Source organism: Clostridium sp. HBUAS56010, from assembly GCF_007115105.1.
Taxonomy (GTDB): Bacteria; Bacillota; Clostridia; order Lachnospirales; family Lachnospiraceae; genus Lacrimispora.
Genome location: NZ_SULJ01000001.1, coordinates 326,919 through 347,504, shown reverse-complemented (window position 1 = coordinate 347,504; position 20,586 = coordinate 326,919). Strand labels below are relative to the sequence as shown.

22 protein-coding genes are annotated in these 20,586 nt (G+C 41.7%); 1 reads left to right on the top strand and 21 read right to left on the bottom strand.

The window, feature by feature from the left end; all coding sequences use genetic code 11:
• Window positions 1-99: 99 nt before the first annotated feature.
• From hisIE to FAY33_RS01600, 14 genes are all read right to left on the bottom strand, one after another.
• On the bottom strand, window positions 100-1,377 hold the full coding sequence (gene hisIE / locus FAY33_RS01665; RefSeq protein WP_185967457.1) for a bifunctional phosphoribosyl-AMP cyclohydrolase/phosphoribosyl-ATP diphosphatase HisIE: 1,278 nt from the start codon (window positions 1,375-1,377) through the stop codon (window positions 100-102).
• Complete coding sequence (gene hisA / locus FAY33_RS01660) at window positions 1,377-2,120, bottom strand: 1-(5-phosphoribosyl)-5-[(5-phosphoribosylamino)methylideneamino]imidazole-4-carboxamide isomerase (RefSeq protein ID WP_143319023.1); 744 nt, start codon at window positions 2,118-2,120, stop codon at window positions 1,377-1,379. Before hisA ends, hisIE begins: the two co-directional genes overlap by 1 nt.
• A gap of 12 nt (window positions 2,121-2,132) precedes the next feature.
• Window positions 2,133-2,720 carry an imidazoleglycerol-phosphate dehydratase HisB gene (hisB, locus tag FAY33_RS01655; RefSeq protein ID WP_143319022.1) on the bottom strand — a complete coding sequence of 196 codons (588 nt, stop codon included), beginning with the start codon at window positions 2,718-2,720 and terminating at the stop codon, window positions 2,133-2,135.
• Window positions 2,721-2,737: 17 nt separating this feature from the next.
• On the bottom strand, window positions 2,738-4,039 hold the full coding sequence (gene hisD / locus FAY33_RS01650; RefSeq protein ID WP_143319021.1) for a histidinol dehydrogenase: 1,302 nt from the start codon (window positions 4,037-4,039) through the stop codon (window positions 2,738-2,740).
• Entirely contained in the window at window positions 4,036-4,686 is a 651-nt protein-coding gene (gene hisG, locus FAY33_RS01645) for an ATP phosphoribosyltransferase (protein ID WP_143319020.1), read from the bottom strand. The genes hisD and hisG overlap by 4 nt, the downstream gene beginning before the upstream one ends.
• On the bottom strand, window positions 4,683-5,960 hold the full coding sequence (hisZ, locus tag FAY33_RS01640) for an ATP phosphoribosyltransferase regulatory subunit (protein WP_143319019.1): 1,278 nt from the start codon (window positions 5,958-5,960) through the stop codon (window positions 4,683-4,685). Before hisZ ends, hisG begins: the two co-directional genes overlap by 4 nt.
• A 130-nt stretch (window positions 5,961-6,090) precedes the next feature.
• Window positions 6,091-6,624 carry a Holliday junction resolvase RecU gene (locus tag FAY33_RS01635; protein WP_143319018.1) on the bottom strand — a complete coding sequence of 178 codons (534 nt, stop codon included), beginning with the start codon at window positions 6,622-6,624 and terminating at the stop codon, window positions 6,091-6,093.
• A gap of 9 nt (window positions 6,625-6,633) precedes the next feature.
• The gene (locus FAY33_RS01630; RefSeq protein WP_143319017.1) at window positions 6,634-7,596 is read right to left on the bottom strand and encodes an RluA family pseudouridine synthase; all 963 of its coding nucleotides are present in this window, start codon (window positions 7,594-7,596) and stop codon (window positions 6,634-6,636) included.
• 24 nt (window positions 7,597-7,620) lie between these two features.
• A complete protein-coding gene (locus FAY33_RS01625) occupies window positions 7,621-8,400 on the bottom strand; it encodes an SDR family NAD(P)-dependent oxidoreductase (RefSeq protein WP_143319016.1) in 780 nt (259 codons plus the stop codon).
• Window positions 8,401-8,430: 30 nt separating this feature from the next.
• Window positions 8,431-10,335, bottom strand: a complete 1,905-nt coding sequence (locus tag FAY33_RS01620; RefSeq protein WP_143319015.1) for a YgiQ family radical SAM protein — start codon at window positions 10,333-10,335, stop codon at window positions 8,431-8,433.
• Window positions 10,332-11,000, bottom strand: a complete 669-nt coding sequence (locus FAY33_RS01615) for an HAD family phosphatase (RefSeq protein WP_143319014.1) — start codon at window positions 10,998-11,000, stop codon at window positions 10,332-10,334. The genes FAY33_RS01620 and FAY33_RS01615 overlap by 4 nt, the downstream gene beginning before the upstream one ends.
• Window positions 10,997-11,734 carry a pseudouridine synthase gene (locus FAY33_RS01610; protein ID WP_143319013.1) on the bottom strand — a complete coding sequence of 246 codons (738 nt, stop codon included), beginning with the start codon at window positions 11,732-11,734 and terminating at the stop codon, window positions 10,997-10,999. The genes FAY33_RS01615 and FAY33_RS01610 overlap by 4 nt, the downstream gene beginning before the upstream one ends.
• Complete coding sequence (locus FAY33_RS01605) at window positions 11,734-13,098, bottom strand: RsmB/NOP family class I SAM-dependent RNA methyltransferase (RefSeq protein ID WP_143319012.1); 1,365 nt, start codon at window positions 13,096-13,098, stop codon at window positions 11,734-11,736. Before FAY33_RS01605 ends, FAY33_RS01610 begins: the two co-directional genes overlap by 1 nt.
• A gap of 43 nt (window positions 13,099-13,141) precedes the next feature.
• The gene (locus FAY33_RS01600; protein WP_143319011.1) at window positions 13,142-13,951 is read right to left on the bottom strand and encodes a M23 family metallopeptidase; all 810 of its coding nucleotides are present in this window, start codon (window positions 13,949-13,951) and stop codon (window positions 13,142-13,144) included.
• Between the two features lie 51 nt (window positions 13,952-14,002).
• On the opposite strand from FAY33_RS01600, the gene FAY33_RS01595 reads away from it, so the two are divergent.
• Window positions 14,003-14,929, top strand: coding sequence for a nucleoside recognition protein (locus tag FAY33_RS01595; protein WP_143319010.1), 927 nt, complete (start codon window positions 14,003-14,005; stop codon window positions 14,927-14,929).
• On the opposite strand, the gene FAY33_RS01590 is transcribed toward FAY33_RS01595, so the two are convergent.
• The 7 genes from FAY33_RS01590 to recG form a co-directional block, all read right to left on the bottom strand.
• The gene (locus tag FAY33_RS01590; RefSeq protein WP_347562653.1) at window positions 14,886-15,464 is read right to left on the bottom strand and encodes a vacuolar family H+-ATPase subunit H; all 579 of its coding nucleotides are present in this window, start codon (window positions 15,462-15,464) and stop codon (window positions 14,886-14,888) included. The genes FAY33_RS01595 and FAY33_RS01590 overlap by 44 nt on opposite strands.
• A gap of 24 nt (window positions 15,465-15,488) precedes the next feature.
• Complete coding sequence (gene coaD, locus FAY33_RS01585; RefSeq protein WP_143319008.1) at window positions 15,489-15,977, bottom strand: pantetheine-phosphate adenylyltransferase; 489 nt, start codon at window positions 15,975-15,977, stop codon at window positions 15,489-15,491.
• Between the two features lie 4 nt (window positions 15,978-15,981).
• A complete protein-coding gene (rsmD, locus tag FAY33_RS01580; RefSeq protein WP_143319007.1) occupies window positions 15,982-16,551 on the bottom strand; it encodes a 16S rRNA (guanine(966)-N(2))-methyltransferase RsmD in 570 nt (189 codons plus the stop codon).
• 155 nt (window positions 16,552-16,706) lie between these two features.
• Window positions 16,707-16,910 carry an alpha/beta-type small acid-soluble spore protein gene (locus FAY33_RS01575; RefSeq protein WP_143319006.1) on the bottom strand — a complete coding sequence of 68 codons (204 nt, stop codon included), beginning with the start codon at window positions 16,908-16,910 and terminating at the stop codon, window positions 16,707-16,709.
• 186 nt (window positions 16,911-17,096) lie between these two features.
• Window positions 17,097-17,711 (bottom strand): uridine kinase, encoded by a 615-nt coding sequence (udk, locus tag FAY33_RS01570; protein ID WP_143319005.1) that lies wholly within the window; start codon window positions 17,709-17,711, stop codon window positions 17,097-17,099.
• A gap of 26 nt (window positions 17,712-17,737) precedes the next feature.
• Complete coding sequence (locus FAY33_RS01565) at window positions 17,738-18,430, bottom strand: DUF975 family protein (RefSeq protein WP_143319004.1); 693 nt, start codon at window positions 18,428-18,430, stop codon at window positions 17,738-17,740.
• Window positions 18,431-18,456: 26 nt separating this feature from the next.
• Window positions 18,457-20,508, bottom strand: coding sequence for an ATP-dependent DNA helicase RecG (gene recG / locus FAY33_RS01560; protein WP_143319003.1), 2,052 nt, complete (start codon window positions 20,506-20,508; stop codon window positions 18,457-18,459).
• Window positions 20,509-20,586: the final 78 nt, after the last annotated feature.

Here is a 20,586-nt window from a genome sequence, read left to right as displayed (position 1 = left end):
CGTGTTCTTCCATAGACTTCCCTCATTACAATTATTTTATTATATCATAGAGAAATCCCAGTGTCTACGATTCCCCGGCAATAGTAAAATCCCAGAGATTTACCGATTGGCAAGTTCCCTTGTAATGTCTTCCCATGTCACCCCTTTTTGAGCCATTAAAACCATCATATGATATAAGAAGTCTGAAATCTCATACTTCACTTCTTCTGGATTGGGGTTCTTAGCAGCAATAATGATTTCCGTTGCTTCTTCACCCAGCTTTTTCAGTATCTTATCAATCCCTTTATCAAATAAGTAGTTGGTATAAGAACCTTCCTTAGGATTAACCTTACGGTCAAGAATTACTTGAAGAACCTCTTCAAATACTTTAAGGGGATTGGAATCCTGATATTCTTTCTTAAACAGGTTCTTATGAAAACAGGTTCTCTCTCCTGTATGACAGGCAGCTCCAATCTGATTCACATTGGCAAGAAGCGTATCGTTGTCGCAATCTAAGGATAAAGACTTCACATACTGATAATGACCGGAGGTATCCCCTTTTTTCCAAAGACACTGGCGGCTGCGGCTATAATAAGTCATACAGCCAGTCTTTAATGTCTCTTCAAAAGCTTCTTTGTTCATATAAGCCAGCATCAGGACTTCTTTTGTACGGTAATCCTGTGTAATGACAGGAATCAGACCTTCAGAATTTAACTGAAACTCCTCAAATGCAATGGCACTTTCAAAGGTATCCACTTCAACCCCCTGAACCTTTAATTCCTGTTTTAAATCCATGCAGACACAATCATTTTCCATGGAGGTGATAAAACCATCCACATTGTGAATCTTTAAACAATCCGAAGTCAGACGCTGCTCTCCCATAAGTAAAAAACGTTCTTCGCAGGAAGTAATCGCATCCGTGACCTCTTTCGTCATCTCCAGCCCGCCTAACACCATTACAGATGCACCAAGCTGAGTATATTCTCTGACTCCCGTAAGATAAGAAGGGTTCGGCAGATAGGCATAAATCTTATCTTCTCCAAACCGGTCTGCCGCTTCTTTCATCAGGTCTACATTATCATCAACTGATACATTAAGAAATGTAGCTTTGGAACCAGCATATAAATATTTTTTCACATCTTCCAGACGTTTGACCTTTCCGCCTGCAATAACTGGTATGTCGGATAATCTTGCCGCTTCTTTCATCAATCCTATGGTTCTTTCATGATCTTCTTCTGTCTCGGATAAATCATAGAGAAAAAGTTCATCAGCACCGCTATCACCAAAATAGCGTGCAAGTGTCAGCAAATCTTCCTCATAGCAGGTTTTAAAATCATGCAATGAAACCGCCCTGCCTTGTAAAATACCAAAACCTGCAATCAGTTTTTTAGATTCCATCAATTTGTCCTCCCCTGATGGTTCTGCCTTTCAAAAACATCAACCGCTTCACGCAAATCAATTCGTTTTTCATAAAGTGCTTTTCCAATAATGGCACCCTGTACCCCTGCTTCATATAATTGCTTTAAATCTTCCATAGAAGACATTCCGCCGGAAGCGATAATATCCATTCCTGTCTCTTCTGTCAATTTTTTTGTATATTCCACATTGGGTCCCGATAGCATACCGTCTCTCGCAATATCAGTATATACCACATGCCTTACTCCATATTCTTTCATTTGAGAAAGAAGTTCTGAGGCAGAAAGATTGCTTAACTTTTCCCAGCCCTCCACTGCTACCATGCCGTTTTTGGCATCTACCCCTGCAACAATGCGCTCCTGTCCGAATTTACCCACCATGTCACGGATAAATTCCGGATTCTCTGCCGCTTTTGTTCCAATAATGACTCTGGATACACCAAGAGAAAGCATGGACTCAATTGCTTCTTCACTCCGGATTCCTCCTCCTATCTCAATTGGAATAGAAACCGCATCTGTAATACGTTTTATTACATCTTCATTGACGGAATGACCAGCTAAGGCACCATCCAAATCCACAAGATGGAGATATGTAGCGCCCTGAGACTGCCACAACTGTGCAATTTCTTCCGGTTTATCAGAATATACGGTAATATCCTTAAATTCTCCCTGTTTCAGACGGACACATTTCCCGTCTTTTAAATCAATCGCTGGATATAGCTGCATATGGATTCTCCTCTATAATGTCCCTTTTGTAGATAAAACTCCGATAATTCTTTCATCCACCCTGGTTGCTTCGTCAAATGCTTTTCCAAATGCTTTAAAAATGCCTTCAATTAAATGGTGATTATTCTCTCCTGACAGTTTTTTAATATGCAGATTTATTTCACAAGCATAAGAAACCGCAAAGAAAAATTCCTTTACCATCTCTGTCTCCATTGATCCCACCCGTTCTACGGTAAATGGAACATCAAATTGAAAGAACGGTCTTCCTGACAAATCAACCGCACAGAGAATCAAGGTCTCATCCATGGGAAGAATCATGCTCCCATAACGTTTGATGGACTTCTTGTCTCCAAGAGCTTTTTTAATGGCTGTTCCCAGAACAATTCCCGTATCCTCAATGGTGTGGTGTGTATCTACTTCTAAATCTCCTTTCACCGATAGTTCCAGATCAAAAAAACCATGGCGTGCAAAACTGTTAAGCATATGATCAAAAAAACCAATCCCCGTATGAATCTCTGCCTTTCCGCTGCCGTCAAGGTTCAGACGGATCTGAATGTCTGTTTCCCTGGTTACTCGTGAAACTTCACAGCTTCGTCCCATATTCTTCGTCCTCTCTATTAAGAATCCAATTCTTCAAAGCGTACCTTTACGGAGTTGGCATGAGCAGTTAATGATTCCGCATTGGCAAATGCTTCAATTTCTTTATGAACTTCTTTCAGTGCTTCTTTGGAGTAATAAACAATGCTTGATTTCTTTATAAAATCGTCAACACTTAAAGCAGAAAAGAATCTTGCTGTTCCGTTGGTAGGAAGAACATGGTTTGGACCTGCAAAATAATCTCCCAGAGGCTCTGAACTGTATTCTCCAATGAAGATGGCTCCTGCATGGCTGATCTTTGTCATATCTTCAAAGGGATTTTTGGTTACAATCTCTAAATGCTCCGGTGCAATTTCATTCACTGCATCAATTGCCTCAGCCATGGAATCAGCCACAAGAATATAGCCATATTGGTCCAGAGATTTTTTGATTATCTCGGAGCGGGATAATTCATTTGCAAATTTCTCCGCTTGTGCCAACACTTTTTGTGCCAGTTCCATGCTGGTTGTTACTAAAATGGCAGAAGCAAGTTCGTCATGCTCCGCCTGGGAAAGCAGGTCTGCTGCCACAAATCTTGGATTGGCACTTTCATCTGCCAAAACTAAAATCTCGCTGGGTCCTGCAATGCTGTCAATGCTTACATGACCGTAAACCGCTTTTTTAGCAAGAGCAACAAATATATTACCCGGCCCCACAATTTTATCCACACGGGGAATTGACTCTGTTCCAAATGCAAGTGCTGCCACTGCCTGGGCACCGCCTGCCTTATAGACTTTTGTTACACCCGCAAGATGGGCTGCTGCTAACGTAACTGGATTCACCTTTCCATCTTTTCCAGGTGGTGTTACCATTACGATCTGTTTTACCCCGGCAACTTCAGCAGGGATAATGTTCATAAGAACAGAAGAGGGGTAAGATGCTTTTCCGCCTGGAACATAGACTCCTGTGCTTTCTAAAGGAGTTACTTTCTGTCCTAGAATGGTCCCATCAGGCTTACTGTCAAACCAACTGTACTGCCTTTGCTTTTCATGAAATTCCCTGATATTTTTCATGGATTTTTTCATTACTTCCAACAGTTCCGGTTTCACTTCTTTTAAAGCCTCCTGGATCTCCTGCTCGGTCACCTGGACATTTTTTGCATTGATATCTGCTTTGTCAAACTCTCTGGTATAGGAAAAGACGGCTTTATCTCCGTCCTTTTTCACATTATCTACAATCTTCTGCACCGCATCTGCATAGGTGCCATATTGATTGGGATCTCTTTTTAAAAGATCAGCCAGAATATTCTTTTTAGAAGTTTCGTCTAATTTTACAATTCTCATTGATTTTCCTCCTGCAGTAACGTGCGAAGATCGTGAATCAGTTTTGTTATCCTGTCATTTTCCCGTTTCATGCTCACCTGGTTCACTACCATACGGGCAGAAAGAGGACAGATTTCCTCTAATACATCAAGCCCGTTTTCTCTTAATGTAGCTCCTGTTTCCACAATATCTACAATAACCTCGGAAAGTCCTACAATAGGAGCCAGTTCTATGGAACCATTTAACTTGATAATCTCCACGGTCTGATGTTTCTTATTATAAAAATAATCCTTGGCAATGGCAGGATACTTGGTCGCAACCCGGATGCGTTCATGGTGTTTTAACAAATCCTGTGCCGAAAGCGGACCGCAGACACACATGCGGCAATTGCCGATTAAAAGATCCATAACTTCATAAAGCTTACGGCCTTCTTCCAGAATCGTATCTTTCCCTACCACACCAATATCAGCAGCACCATATTCCACATAGGTAGGAACGTCACTTGCTTTTGCAAGGAAAAAACGGATACGAAGTTCTTCATTGGCAAAAATCAGCTTTCTGGAATCCTTGTCTTTCATCTCTTCACAAGTGATCCCAATCTTTTCAAACATGGCAAGAGTTCTGGTTGCCAGGCGCCCTTTGGCGAGAGCAATGGTTAAATACCTCATAGTCCCTCCGATCCTTTTAAGTATTCCGAAAGCGGTATCTCATCAGTCCGCTCCATGGAAAGATTTTTAATGATAACTGTAAGCCCTTTCTGATTTAAATAAAGCACATTCATCAGCTCCCTGCGGCGGGCATATGCTTCATAGTCTTCCATGGAAGAGTCGGGTTCCTTTTTCTGAAGCTGGACAGCAACTCCTGAGCTTCTAAAATGTTCTGCCAGCAAAATTGCCTGCTTTCTGGATTCCTGCTCATAGAGAATCAGTGTATTGGCAACAGGGATCTCTGTTACAATCTTCTGTCTGGAAAGAGCCAGTAAAAGATCATCCACAGAGATTCCAAAACCAACTGCAGGTGAATCCTTTCCAAACTGCTGGAGCAGCCCATCATACCTTCCGCCGTTTACAATATAATCTCCGGTCCCGTACGTATACGCCTTAAAAATAATCCCGGTATAATACTGATACTGGCTGAGCATTCCAAGATCGTAGGAAACATAGTCAGATAACCCGTAAAAAGAAAGAATCTGATTCACTTCTTCCAGCCGTTCGATGGCTTTTAACGCACGCTTGTTCCTGGTCAGCTTTTTCGCTTCTTTGATCTGATCCAGAGAGCCAAACAGTTCTGGAAGTTTTAAAAATGCCTGCTTTAATTCATCGGATATGGGCTGCGCCATAAGAAGTTCTTCCACACCAAAATAATTCTTATTCTCAATCAGCTCTTTCAGCGCCTCTTCCTGGTCCTCATCCATTCCTGCCTCTTCCAAAAGACCTTTAAAAAAATCCACTTCTCCAAGCTCCACCTGAATCTCCGTCAGACCAGTGCTCATTAAAGCCCAGATCACCATGGCAAGAATCTCGCCGTCTGAGTCGGCAGAATCATCTCCAATCAACTCCACCCCGGTCTGGCTGGCTTCCTTTAACCGTCCCTGATAACTAGAGTGATTGATAAAAGTGCGTTCCATATAGCAGAGCCGGATAGGCATATCTTCATTAAGGAAATACTTTGCCGCACATCTTGCAATGGCAGGAGTTGCATCAGGGCGAAGTACCAGGGTATGGTTATCCCTGTCAAAGAATTTAAACATCTCTTTCGCCTTAACACTGCCTCTGGATTCATTGAATATATCAAAGAATTCAAAGGTTGGAGTCTCAATATCCTGATAGCCGCACAGATGAAAGACTTCCAGCATCTTTTCCTGAATGACCGCTTTTCTCGTACACTCTGCACCATAGATATCCCGGACACCATCTGGTGTATGTAACAGTTTATTTGTCATAACAACCTCCTGACCGATTGAATCAGTGATGAAAATACATTTCACGTCTTCTCATTTTATCTTCACTTTCTTGTAGTAAAGTGCTAATTCGATAATGTGTTGTTTATTATAGGGCACAAATCGCCGCTTGTCAATCTCTTCCTGTTAAATCCTTCTGAATCATTTCCAGATAGTGAACAAAAACATCCCGGTAACTGCCAACCTTCCATGATTGATCCACTTCTTCATAAGTGAAACTTTTTCTTCCGCCGTCTTCCATTCTCTTCCAGAATTCTTTCAACCGGACAAAGGGAAGATAAAAAATCTCATTTTTGTGGGTATAGGATAATAAAATAAAAGCTATCCCTCCCTGACGTTCAAACTCCTCCATAAATGCCACCTGATGGGGGTGGATATTCTGTAACGGAAACGTATTGACCGCACATTCTTTGGCATCAAAGCATATGGGGATTCCCTGTACCGCTCCAATATAATCCACTGTACTCTTCTGATCAAAATAGGCAAGAGTAATATGTCTGCTTTCCTTATCAATGGATATGGGGGTAATGGGAGTCGGAATCTTCTGAATCAAAGCCAGTCCTTTCTCCCTGTAGCTTTCATTACTGCGGTTTATCAGGTCTTCTAACGCAGATCCCCGCAATCCTCTTGTTTTCCAGGTTCCCATAGATGTTTTCTATCTCCAGTCTTTGCATATATTTGAAAAGGTTTTCGGAAGAGGGGCAAGAAATGACTTTCCTGACAGGTAAGATAACGGTTCCCTGAGTTCGGGAAATACTACCTGAAAGGAATGAAGCATCTGGGACTGAATATGATACTGCTTTTTTGCCTCTTCATTCACCTTTTCATCGCCGTATTTGTAATCGCCGACAATCGGATGTCCAATGGAAGACAAATGGGCACGGATTTGATGTGTCCGTCCTGTAATCAGCGTTACTTTTAATCTGGTATAGCCCTGTGAATATCCCATAGGCTCATACTCTGTCACAATGGCTGCGCTTCCCTTGACGCACTCCTTATGGACGGTGACCTGATTGGTCTTTTCATCCTTTGACAGATATCCGTTAATGGTTTTTGGACTTAATACCTGTCCTTTTACCACACACTGGTAATACTTGTGTATGGTGCGGTCTTTAAATACCTCTGACATCACCTGAAGACCTGCCAGAGACTTTCCGGCAACCACCAGCCCGCTGGTATTCCTGTCCAGACGATTGCAGATGGAAGGACGGAAGCTTTTAAACTCCTCCGGCAGAAGCTTACCGCCTGAAAGCAGGTAATCAATCAGATATTCCACCAGAGACTCATCGGATTCCTTTGCTTTCTGAGATAGCATACCTGCCGGCTTATTAATGAGCAAAATATGTTCATCCTCGTAAATAACATTTAGATTAATCTTTTTCACAACCGGTATTTTCACCTGTGAAAACTTTGCTATGGTATCATCAGATAAAAAAAGTTTTATTTCATCTCCAGGAGAAAGCTTTTCCGAACCATCACACTTTTTACCATTTAAGGTGATATTCTTCTTTCTCATCATCTTGTATAAGAATCCTTTTCCTGCAAGATTTAGATATTTGGAAAGCAGTTTGTCCAGACGCTGGTCTGCTTCATTATTCGATACAATCAAAGACTGCATGATTTATCCTTTCTGTCAGCCCCTTTAGGAAGGCCTGCGTACCTTCAACAGCCCTTTTGAAAAGCGGAAAATAATACTGTGAGGCAATGCTTTGCATATGACACGGAATACTTTCATCGTAGTTCCATACACGGAAACCGGACGCCCCATCATGCTGTCCCGCAGCGCCCGGGACACAACCTTTTTGGGATTTGCCATAACAATTTTTTTATAAGCAGGAATTTTTCCTGTAGTTTCTGCAATCTCAAAAAATTCCGTGTGCACAGGACCGGGGCATACGGCGGTAACATAGATCTTCTTTTCATTTAATTCTTCATTCAGTGCTCTGCTGTAACTAAGAACAAAAGCTTTGGTTGCAGCATAAATTGCAAACCCGGGCTGAGGCATAAAAGCAGCAGAAGAAGAAAATTGTACAATTCTGCTGTTATAAGAGACATACGGAAGAACCACATGGGTAACTGCAACCAAGGCTTTGCAGTTTAGCTCAACCATCCCGGTTTCATCTGCCAGATTAATATTACCTACTGTGCCGATCTTTCCGTATCCCGCTGAATTGACCAGCCATTTCACCTCTGGCTTTTCTTCTTTCAGCCGGCTCTCCAATTGTCTTATCTCGCTCTCAACGGTTAAGTCAAGCGGAAAAACCCGAAGTTTTACAGGAACCTGGGAGGACAGTTCTTCCATCTCCTCCCTTCGCCTGGCAATCGCCCATATCTCCTCAATTCCATGGAAACGGTCTGCAATCTGCATAACAAACTCTCTCCCCATTCCGGAAGAGGCACCAGTCACAATTGCAATTTTCATAATGCACCCTCTTTTCCTGAACTATAAATTTTATCTTTTCACTGATTTCTTGTGGACATTGCGTATGGTCTTTTTCTTATGCCTTTTCTGGCTTTCCAAAGCTCCATCCACTCGTTTCACACTTCCATAAGTGTTACCTGTTCTTGGACGGATCAGACATTTTTTATCGAATCCGATTAAATCAGTTCTTCCTGCCAGTTTCAGTGCTTCTACAACTAAATCATAATTTTTAGGATTCCGGTACTGGATCAAAGCTCTCTGCATGGCTTTTTCATGAGGGTTGGTAGGAACATACACTTTTTCCATTGTCCGGGGATCATAACCTGTATAATACATGCAGGTGGATATGGTAGAAGGCGTAGGATAAAAATCCTGTACCTGTTCCGGCATATAGCCCAGATCCCTTAAATACTCTGCAAGTTCAATGGCTTCGGAAAGTCCCGAGCCAGGATGAGAGGACATCAGGTAGGGAACCAGATACTGCTTTAAACCAAGACGACCATTCATGTCATTATACTCTTTTACGAACTGGCGGTAAACTTTGTTCTGGGGTTTTCCCATTTTGGATAAAACCTTATCTGCCACATGCTCCGGTGCTACTTTTAACTGTCCGCTGACATGATATTCACAAAGCTCTTTCAAAAACTTTTTCCCAGGATCAGCCAGAACATAATCAAATCGGATTCCAGAACGGATAAACACCTTTTTCACCTTTGGAAGATTCCTTAGTTTCCGAAGCAGCTCAATGTAATCCGTGTGATCTGCCCGCAAATTCTTGCATGGCTCCGGAAAGAGACACTGGCGGTTGGAACAGGCACCCTTTGTCATCTGCTTTTCACAGGCAGGGTAACGGAAGTCCGCAGTGGGTCCGCCTACATCGTGGATGTAGCCTTTAAAATCCGGTTCCTCTATCAGAACTTTTGCTTCTTCGATAAGAGACTCATGGCTTCTCGCCTGAATAATTCTTCCCTGATGAAACGTAAGGGCACAGAAACTGCAGGCGCCGAAACAGCCACGGTTGTTAATCAGGCTGAATTTCACTTCTCTCACTGCCGGAATTCCTCCCAATTCTTCATAGGAAGGATGGTAATTCCTCATATAAGGAAGATCGTAGGTATAATCCATGTCTTCTACAGAAAGAGGTTTGGCGGGAGGATTCTGAACCACAAACAAATGATCATTATAAGGTTCCACAAGTCGTTTCCCAAGAAAGGGGTCTGTGTTGGAATACTGGATGTAATAACTCTTTGCATATTCCATCTTATCTGCTTTCATGCTGTCAAATGACGGGAGCATCTGTGCATCATAGACAGATTCCAGACTGTTGGTTTTATAAACCGTCCCCTCAATAAATGTGACATCTTTAATGTCAATGCCGCTGTTCAAGGCATCTGCAATCTCAACAATTGACTTTTCTCCCATCCCGTAGGAAATTAAATCGGCCTGGGAATCAATGAGTATGGAATGTTTCAGCCGGTCTGACCAGTAATCATAATGAGCCAGTCTCCTCAGACTGGCTTCAATCCCTCCGATAATAACAGGAGCATCTTTATATACGGAACGGATTAAATTACAATAAACAGTGGTTGCATAGTCAGGTCGTTTTCCCATAACACCGCCCGGTGTATAGGAATCCTGCTGTCTCCGTTTTTTCGATACGGAATAGTGGTTTACCATGGAATCCATATTACCGCCTGATACCAGAAAACCAAGTCTTGGTTCTCCAAGAACCTGAATGCTTTTTTTATCCTTCCAGTCAGGCTGGGCTATAATCCCCACCTTGTATCCGTGTGCTTCTAACAGGCGGCTGATAATGGCATGTCCAAAGGAAGGGTGATCCACATAGGCATCTCCGGTCACATAGACAAAATCACACTGTTTCCATCCTCTAATATTCATATCAGCCCTGCTGATAGGAAGATAATCATGTATCATTGGTTTGCTCCGTTTCTATTTAGTATCTGGTGATAATCTGTGATAAAATAATCTGCCAGTTCTCTTTTTTCCAGTTCCAGTTCTTTGGAAGACGCATCATCAATGGCGCAGACCGTCATCCCTGCCCGTTTTCCTGCAATAATTCCTGCCGGGATATCTTCAAATACAAGGCAATGAGACGGAGGAACCAAAAGATCTCCTGCCACCTTTAAATAAATGTCCGGTGCCGGTTTTCCTGCCGCCACCTCGCAGGAAGTAGCCACTATCTGAAAATATTGCCCGATTTTAAGTGAATCAATCACCGCATCCACCATCTGTCTGCCATTGCTGGTAGCAATTCCTGCCTTTATCCCCTGCCTTTGTATGTAATTTAAAAAATCACTGGCACCTGGTTTTAAAGTCACTTCATTCCTGTATTTTTCGATAGACATTCCAATCCATATTTCTTTAATCTCATCTAAGGATTCTTCCAGTTTAAATCGTTCCTTAAAATAAAAGGCCGTTTCAGAAAAACTCATTCCTTCGATTTCTCTTTGTAAATCATCGGGGCAGGAAAGTCCTCTCAGTCCAAGAAATTCCTCATCTATAGACTTCCACATCCACATGGAATCAACTAAAGTTCCATCCAGATCAAAAATCACTGCTTTTTTCCCATTTAACATCATTGGTCTTTTATTTCCTTTCCATGCCTTTTTAATGCTTCCAGTTCTTCTTTGGAGAGGCTTCTGTATTCTCCAGGTTCTAATGCCTCATCAAGAATCAGACTGCCCATGGACATCCTCTTTAAGTATATCACATTGCACCCAAGAGTTTCAAACATCCGTTTAATCTGATGAAACTTTCCTTCCCGGATGGTAAGGCTTATTTCGGAAACATCTCCTGTGCGAAGAATCTCCAGCCAGGCAGGAAGCGTTTTTGTCCCGTCAGAAAGAATCAGACCTTCTTTCATGCGTTCTCCAGCATCTGAGGGGATTATGCCCTGTATTTTAGCAAAATAAGTCTTATCCACATGTTTTTTCGGAGATAAAAGCTGATGTGCCAAGTCTCCGTCATTGGTAATAAGAAGAAGGCCTTCTGTATCAATATCCAGCCTTCCCACCGGAAACAAATCATCCCTTTTCCGATCCTTAATCAGTCCAACCACTGTCTCATACCGTCTATCCTCGGTAGCAGAAACTACTCCCTGGGGCTTATTTAACATATAGTATTCAAAGGCAGCATAAGAGATAATTCTTCCGTCAACCGACACCTGACTGCTCTCCGGATCAATTTTTCTGTCTGTTTTTTTCTCTGGAATTCCATCCACCCATATTCGTCCTTTTTTTGCCATCTCTTTGATCTGGCTCCGTGTTCCTTCCCCCATTTCTCCTAAGAACTTATCCAATCTGATTTCTTTCATTACTGCCACCGCCATCCTGGGTAATATTTATTTTTAAGAGTGATTCCTGTGCCTTTTGCAAAACCCAGAGGAAAACCATCGGCACATACCAGACACCAGCCTTTTATGGTTCCTTCCTCCTCTGTCAGAGATATGGTTTCCCCCTTTAGGTATCGGATTACCCGCTGATCGCTCATATCCCAGGAAACAATCTGTTTGAACTCTTCTGGTTTTAGAGCCATGGCAAATGCCTGAGCCGGTTCAAATCTGCCTTTTTTCATCTCTCCAAGCATTAATCCGGTTCTCAAAAACCGAAGTCTTTTGGCATGTTCCGGAAATGCTTCCGGCAGATAATACACACCATCCTTTATAATCCGAATCCTGCTGAGGACAAAAGGCTTCGATACCATGGATAAAAACTGTACCAGTTCTTCCGGTAAAGGCATTTCCTTCTTTTCTTTCTGTGTATCCCTCAATAACGCTTGCACAGATTCCTTTTTTCTTAATAGTGCCATAAAATGCCCTTCCCCCTTTATGCGGTGAGGGAAGAGACGAAGGCAGCCAGAAAGCCCGATTCCATCGGAGGCTCCCTCAAAAAGAGGAAGAGGAACAAGCTCCATCTCCTCATATTCTTCCAGAATAAACCGGATAATATCCTCATCTTCAGAAGGAGAAAAGGTGCAGGTAGAATACAGGAGAAACCCACCTGGAAGCAGCATGTCCACCCCTTCCTTTACAATCTCCTTCTGAATTGCTGCATAATACTCTGGTCCATGTTCTTCATAACTCTTTACCATGTCCCCGTCTTTTCGAAACATGCCCTCTCCGGAACATGGAGCATCAATTAGAATTTTATCAAAAAACATGCCCAGCGTTTCACGGAGTTTTCCAGGTTCCTCACTGGTAACACAGATGTTTTCAATTCCCCACAGCTCAAGATTTTTAAGAAGTGCCTTTGCCCGGGAATTACTGATATCATTGGAAACAAGAAGACCTTTTCCTTTTAATCGCGCGCCCAGCTCTGTGCTTTTCCCGCCAGGAGCCGCACAAAGGTCAAGAACCTTGTCTCCAGGTTCCACTGGAAGAAGGCTGGCAGGTGTCATGGCACTTGGCTCCTGGAGATAATAAAGCCCGGCATAGTAACGGGGATCTTTTGCCGGCCGCTCACTTCCATCATAATAAAACCCGTTCCTGATCCAGGGAACTGGTTTTAAACATAGTGCAGTGTTTTTTTCAAATTCTTCCGGGGATATCTTTAACGTATTGACACGAAGCCCATAAAGCCGTTCCTCTTCAAAACTTTTCCGATAAGCTTCATACTCCACTTCTCCCAGCAAGTCCTTCATTCTGTCTAAAAATTCTTCCGAAATGTTAAATTCCTTCACGTTTTCACTCCCGTTTTTATCTATGTAAACCAATATTAATATACTAATAAGAATATTTCAACCGATTTTTCTCCAGGTATTTCAATGCCCAGTAGGGATTGACACTCATCTCCTCGTTGTGGTCTGTTTTCAAATAAATTCCCACATGAAGATGGACATCAAAATTCCCTGTAGTCCCCTCAATCTCACTGTAGCCTGTATCTCCCATAAATCCCAGCAGTTCTCCCGCTTTCACAATATCCCCTTCTTTCCATTCTTTGCTGTATCCATAAAGATGGGCATAATAAAGGTACGCACCTCCAGGAGCACGAATTCCAATACGCCAGCCGCCCTTGTTAAGCCAGCCTACCTTTTCCACAACCCCATCACTCATACTTACAACCGGATAAGAACCTCTCGGACGCTTGTTTCCCATTAAGTCACAGCCTTCATGTCCCCGTTCCCCTCCATAAGTACGGAGAGACATCCAGCCATTTTCATAAGTAATGTCCGGAGATTCTGTTTTCAGATTAAGAGGAATCGGGAAAAACTTCAAATCTCCAAGCAGTGTCGCATATGCGTTTTTAAGTTTTTTGTACTCCTGGGGCTTTATCTTTTTTAATCTGGTTCCCTGATTCTTTTTATCCTTAATTTTGGTCAGATCGTACTGGTGTTCTACCATCAGAGAAGTAAGGGTATCATAATCAATAGAATCCCAATCTGCTACCATGGATCCCAGATTCAGCTTTCTAAAATCATCACTTTCCCAGGTATAGGCATTGAGCTGGTAAAAAGTCGGATTATTATATAAGTAATCAATCATAGTTACATGAAACACCGATAAAATTGCAATGAAAAAAACAATCACCATCATATCAATCACACCTTTTCATATAAATGTATAAAACAATCTATTCAGGTGCATATGAAAAAATCCTTTTTCCGTGTGCTTTCCGTTTTAGCACTTCTCTCTTTACTAGCCCGTCCGGCAATCGCTTTAGAAGGTGCAAGAAACGGACTCCTTCTATGGGGATCTGTAATCGTTCCCACTTTATTGCCATTTATGATCTGTTCCAATGTCATTGTTACCTTAAATGCAATCCATATTCTGATCTTTCCGTTTAAAAAAATACTTAACCGTTTCTTCTGTCTCTCTGAAGCCGGAAGTTACGCTCTGGTATCCGGCCTTTTATGCGGCTATCCCATGGGAGCCAGAACCTGCAGTGAGTTCATGGATCATAGCCGAATTACGGAAAAGGAAGGAAAATACCTGCTGGCTATCTGTAATCAATCCAGTCCCATGTTTCTCTTAGGATATGCCGCCTCAGGACTTTCCTCTTCTGTGCCGGTCTGGATACTTGCAGCAAGTATCTATCTCCCTGTTTTTCCGGTTTCCTTTGCTGCCAGAGCCTGTTACAAAGTGACAGAGCCAGCATTCTCTCTTCCTGTAAGCAAAAAAGCCATCCAGTCCTTTGATGACAGCCTCATGGATTCCTGTGAAGTTATGGTGAAGATAGGAGGGTACATTATGCTGTTTTCCATCATTGCCCTTTTCATCACAAAAATCCCCCTACATATCCCGGAATACAAAGCAATTCTTCTTGGAGTTGTTGAAATTACCACAGGAATCAAAGCAATATCTGAAACTTTTCAAGGATTTACAGGAGGCTTATGGATCGCCGCCGCAACAGCGTTTGGAGGATTATCCGGAATCTTTCAGACAAAGAGTGTCATAAAAAATGCCGGATTGTCCATCCGGCATTATGTAGCATGGAAAGCTTTTCACAGCCTTCTTACCATTATCCTCTTTACTCTGTTGTCTCAGGTTCCGGAGCTTGTCCCGTTCCCATAACGGCTCCGGTCAATTCCTGACGGTTTGATGAAACAATATCATAGCTGGACTGCATGGATGTCATAAATGCGTCAAAACGTCCCTGAGCACCTTCCATGGAATGGCTGATGATGGTCTGAAGACTCTTTAGCATATCATCGGTATATTGGACAGAACTTTGTCTGATACCATTGGCATCTTCCACCGCTTTCTCCACGATCTGCTGTGCCTGCTGGCTTGCCTGCTCAATGATGTCATTCGCCTGGGCATATGCTTTTTGCATAATCTCGTGTTCATTCACCAGTTCATTGGTCTGAGCATTTGCCTGGGCAAGTATGGAATCAGACTGCTGACGGGCTTCATTTAAAATGGCATCCCGGTTGCTGATAATCTTCTGGTATTGTTTAATCTCATCAGGAATACGCAGGCGTAATTCCACTAAAAGTTCCTCTAACTCATCCCGATTTACCACAATCTTACTGTTTGAGAGAGGCTGATACTTACAACTATCAATATATTCTTCAATTTCACCGATTAACTGCTCAATTCTACTCATCATAAATTCGAACACTCCTTACTTTTATTTCGTTCTGTTTTCCATCTTCTTCATCACACGATCTGCCACACTTGGAGGCACAAACGCGTTTATCTCTCCGCCAAAAGCGGCAATCTCCTTCACAATGCTGGAACTCAAGTAAGAATACTTTAGATTCGTCGTCAAAAACACAGTATCCACTTCCGGTGCAATAACCCGGTTGGTCTGTGCAATCTGCAATTCATATTCAAAATCCGTTACAGCGCGAAGCCCGCGGATAACCGCATCCGCCCGATTGGCTCGTACAAAATCAACCAAAAGTCCTGCAAATGAAACAACCTCTACATTCGGCAGATCTTTGGTCAGGCTCTTTAACATATTAACACGTTCTTCTACGGAAAACAACGGCGTTTTTGAATTATTATTCAAAACTCCGATAATCAAGTGATCCGACATTTTGGCAGAACGTTCAATAATATCCAGATGTCCAAAGGTTACCGGATCAAAGCTTCCAGGGTATACTGCTTTTCTCATGGTTTCATCTCTTTTCCTGATTCTCTTTTTCTATAAAAATGTGTTTATTCGTCTTATATTTTTTCTCTTTTATAATTGTATATCCCATATTCTCCAGATAGTCGAAAGAAGTCGAAAGAGAAGCTTCTATAATAAGGATGGTATGTTCGCCGATAAGAGAAGAACCAGATAAATATTTAAGCACTTTTTTCTCCCATTCCATATCATAAGGCGGATCCATGAATACCAGATCCAGCACATAATTCTTTCCCTCCAGACGGGAAAGCCCGGTTAAAACATCACAATTCATTACAATGGCATCTTCTTCCAGTCTGGTAAACTTTAAATTATCACGGATACATTCCACTGCTTTTGGATTCTGTTCTATAAATACCGCTTTTTTTGCTCCGCGGCTCAGCGCTTCAATTCCAATGGCTCCACTGCCGGAAAACAGATCAAGGAAACAACAATCCGGTAATTCCTCGTGAATCATATTAAACAGTGTCTCTTTTATTCTATCTGTGGTAGGCCGGGTATCCTGACCTTCTATTGTCTTTAATAAAAGCCGTCTGGCTTTTCCTGCAATCACTCTCATGACAAATCCTCACTTTATTTTTCCAAACTATTATAGTATGAAATGAAAAGATATACAACCATAATCTTTTAAACCAGAGACAAAGAAAAAGGAGCCGCAGCTCCTGTAAATAAATTTCATTTACCAGTCTGCGACTCCTCTTTTCTTTTTACAGATTATTTACCTGCAAGGTTTCTCTCATAGGATTCAATCATTTTCTTAACCATATAACCGCCTACGGAACCATTCTGTGCAGAAGTTAAGTTACCGTTGTATCCGTTTGTTAACGGAACACCTAATTCATTTGCTACTTCCATTTTGAAACGGTCCATTGCTTCCTTTGCTTCTGGTACATTTGTAGTGTTAGATTTTCCTGACATAATAAAATGCCTCCTTTTCATCTATTTCACCATGTCTTTGTTTGTTTTTTACATGGTGTGTTTTGTGCTACACTCCTATTATGGCTGAAACATAATGAAATAAACTAGAAGGTTTTTCGTAAAATGGGAAACTTAGGAAATCCATTCTGAACCCTTATAATTACTCTTATACAGACTTTCAGTTCATCAGCAGGAAGTCAGCATTTTTTCAATATTTGTCTTCATCAATTGAAATGCCACTTCATTCATTCCACTGTTAATAATCACATCTGCAAGAGGCTTGGTCGGTTCTACATAAAGATAGTGCATAGGCTTTACTGTAGTTAAATACTGTTCTACCTCACCTTCAATATCTCTTCCACGTTCTTTCACATCCCGAATCACACGGCGGAGAATTCTTTCATCAGCATCTGCTTCAACAAATATTTTAATATCAAACATATTCCGAAGTCTCTGATCAGCAAAGACTAAAATCCCTTCAACTAAAATAACCTTCTTAGGTTTAATCTCCACCACTTCATCAGATCGGTTATGAGTGGTATAATCATAAACCGGACACTTGACAGACTTGCCAAGGCGCAGGCAGTCAAGCTGTTTTAATAAAAGTTCTGTTTCAAATGCTTCCGGATGATCGTAATTCATCTTTTTTCTTTCCTCAAAAGGAATTCCGTCCTGCTTTTTATAATAATTATCGTGGTAGATCACTGCAATATCATCGCAAAATGCCTCTTTTAACCGATTAGTAAACGTTGACTTTCCCGAACCAGTTCCTCCGGCGATCCCAATTAGTATACACTTCATCTTTTGCACTCCTTAGATTCCTTTTTTCATTCCAGATTTCTGTCTGGTGCCATATTTGTATCTGGCTTAATAGCATTATAAAAATTTGCAAATGTAACGTTGCTGTAGGGGATCACATAGATTGCGCCTAGTCCGCAGGTAAAAATCGCCATAAGATACCATAAAAGAAAAGACAGCTCCAATACAAAGTATTCCCACTTATGACCTTTCATCATCTCACTGCTTTCATGAATACACTGGAAGATTCCCTTTTCCGGATTTTCCACCAATATTAAAACTGCCTGAGAATAGCGGTAGGAAGCGATGATTCCTGGAATAATAAGGAGCAGCGACCATAAAAGTTCCAATACAAACATTACAATCGTTAGTAAAACAGCTTTCCAGATATATCTTACACTGGAAAACATATCCCAGTAAGACATGGTGTCATCTCTTTTTGAAACCTTTAAAGAAAATGACTGGTATCCAAAATCAATCAAGGTGCTAACCACAAAATAAATAACGTAAAACGCCGCACTGGTTCTTATAAAGGAGAGAAGCTGCCAAAGATCCCTGTATCCGAATATGGTGTCTAATATAACTTCATTTATATTAAAAAATGTTTCCACAACTTCTAAAATCACAACAATAGCAATAAAAATCACCGTAAAACCATATGGGCTGATTGCCGCTTGTCTCATCGCTGCTTTTGCATCCATCTTTAACGTTACTCTGTCCATTTTACCTCCCCTGATTCCAAATACTGCTACAGGTTTAACTTATCATAACTTTTTTCCAGATATTCCTGCAGCTTAATTTTTAATTCCCTGTGTTCTTCTTTTTCAAGTTCCATATCTTCTTTAAAAAGCTGTGTCACTTCTTCGGATACAGTTTTTAACAAATTAGCATCAGTAAAAATATCCGCCAGTTTAAATTCCAGGTCTCCGCTTTGACGGATTCCGAAAATATCACCAGGTCCCCTGAGTTTTAAATCCTCAGAAGCGATATAAAAACCATCGTTGGATTTATTTAAAATATCCAGGCGTTCTTTTGTTCCATCCTGATCAGAACCATTGACCATAATACAATAAGACTGATCCTTTCCCCGTCCGACTCTTCCTCTTAACTGGTGAAGCTGCGCCAGACCAAAACGCTCTGCATTTTCAATCATCATTACCGTTGCATTGGGAACATTTACCCCCACTTCAATGACCGTTGTGGATACCAGTACCTGTATCTCTCTGGCTGCAAACCGCTCCATAATCCTGTTTTTTTCTTTTGGCTTCATCTTACCATGAAGATATTCCACTGCAATTCCGGGAAGAGCCTGTTTTAAAAGCTTTGTATAATCCACTACGTTTTCCGCTTCAATCATCTCACTTGCCTCTACCATAGGGCAGATTACATAAGCCTGATGTCCCCTGGCTGCTTCGCTCCGAATAAATTCATATGCTTTTTTTCTGTATCCTGTATCCACCACACAGTTTTTTATGGGCAGACGGTTCGCCGGCAATTCATCAATAACAGATATATCCAGATCACCATAGATAATAATTGCAAGAGTTCTTGGTATGGGTGTTGCACTCATTACCATAACATGAGGTTCTTCGCCTTTTTTTCCAAGCATTTCCCTTTGGCCTACACCAAACCGGTGCTGTTCATCGGTGATTACCAGTGCCAGATGATCGTAGATTACTTTTTCCTGAATCAGAGCATGAGTTCCCACAATAATGTCCGCTTCGTGGGAAGCAATTTTTTCATAAGCAATTCTCTTTTCTTTTACAGTCATGGAACCAGTAACCAGCAAAGGGACTTTCTCTATCCCATATTGGGAAAACAGCTCTGTCATTGATTCAAAATGCTGTTTTGCCAAAACCTCCGTGGGAACCATGAGCGCCCCCTGATAACCATTGAAGGCAGCCTGAAGAAGAGCTAAGATTGCTATGATGGTCTTACCAGAGCCCACATCACCCTGAACCAGACGGTTCATCACCTGTCCGCCGGACATATCTTCATATACTTCCTGCAATACCTTCTCCTGTGCCTTCGTAAGAGAATAAGGGAGTTTTCCCTTCAATTCTTCCACCTCTGGGGACAGTGTTATGTAATAAGGGCTTTTTTTATCTTCCCTTTGCTCTTTTAATCTTCTTACTGCCATTAAAAATAAGAAAAATTCATCAAAGACAAGGCGTTTTCTGGCAAATAACAATTCTTTTCGGTCCTCTGGGAAGTGAATCCGCTGGATGGCAAAGTTATATTCCGCCAGTTCATGTTTTTTTCTTAAATAAGCCGGCAGATAATCCCGAATCATCTGCCGTGTTTCAAAAGCCTGTCTTGCCGCCCTCACAATGGTTTTATTACTAAGCCCTTTTGTCTGCCCATACACAGGCTGCATGGAATGAATAATCTGTTCATAAGCCTCCGCTGTAAACACTTCCGGCTGTTCCATGGTAAGCCGCCCGCTCTTTTTCACCACTCTTCCGCGAAAAACTGCACGCATCCCCGCTTTTAAAGTGGAATGAAGATAGGGCATATTAAACCAGGTCAGAGTCAGGGTGCCAGTAGAATCTTTTAAAGTTGTGGTAATGACCTGAATATGGCTATATCGCTTTACATCAGGAGTTTTATAAAGCATTCCAGCTACTGACATGATATGATCTGGCTTAAGTTCCCCAATGGGGGCAGGTTCCTCGTAAGCATCATAAGCTCTGGGATAATACTCCAAAAGATCCCCTACTGTAACAATTCCTAATTTTTGAAACAGTTTTCCTGTTTTTTCTCCAATTCCCTTTAATGTATCAATCGGTTCACGGTTCATGAATAGAATTCACCTCCAGTCTCTTTTTCAAATAGTAAAACCCGGGCAGTCATGGTCCCATCTGCCCGGGAAATACAA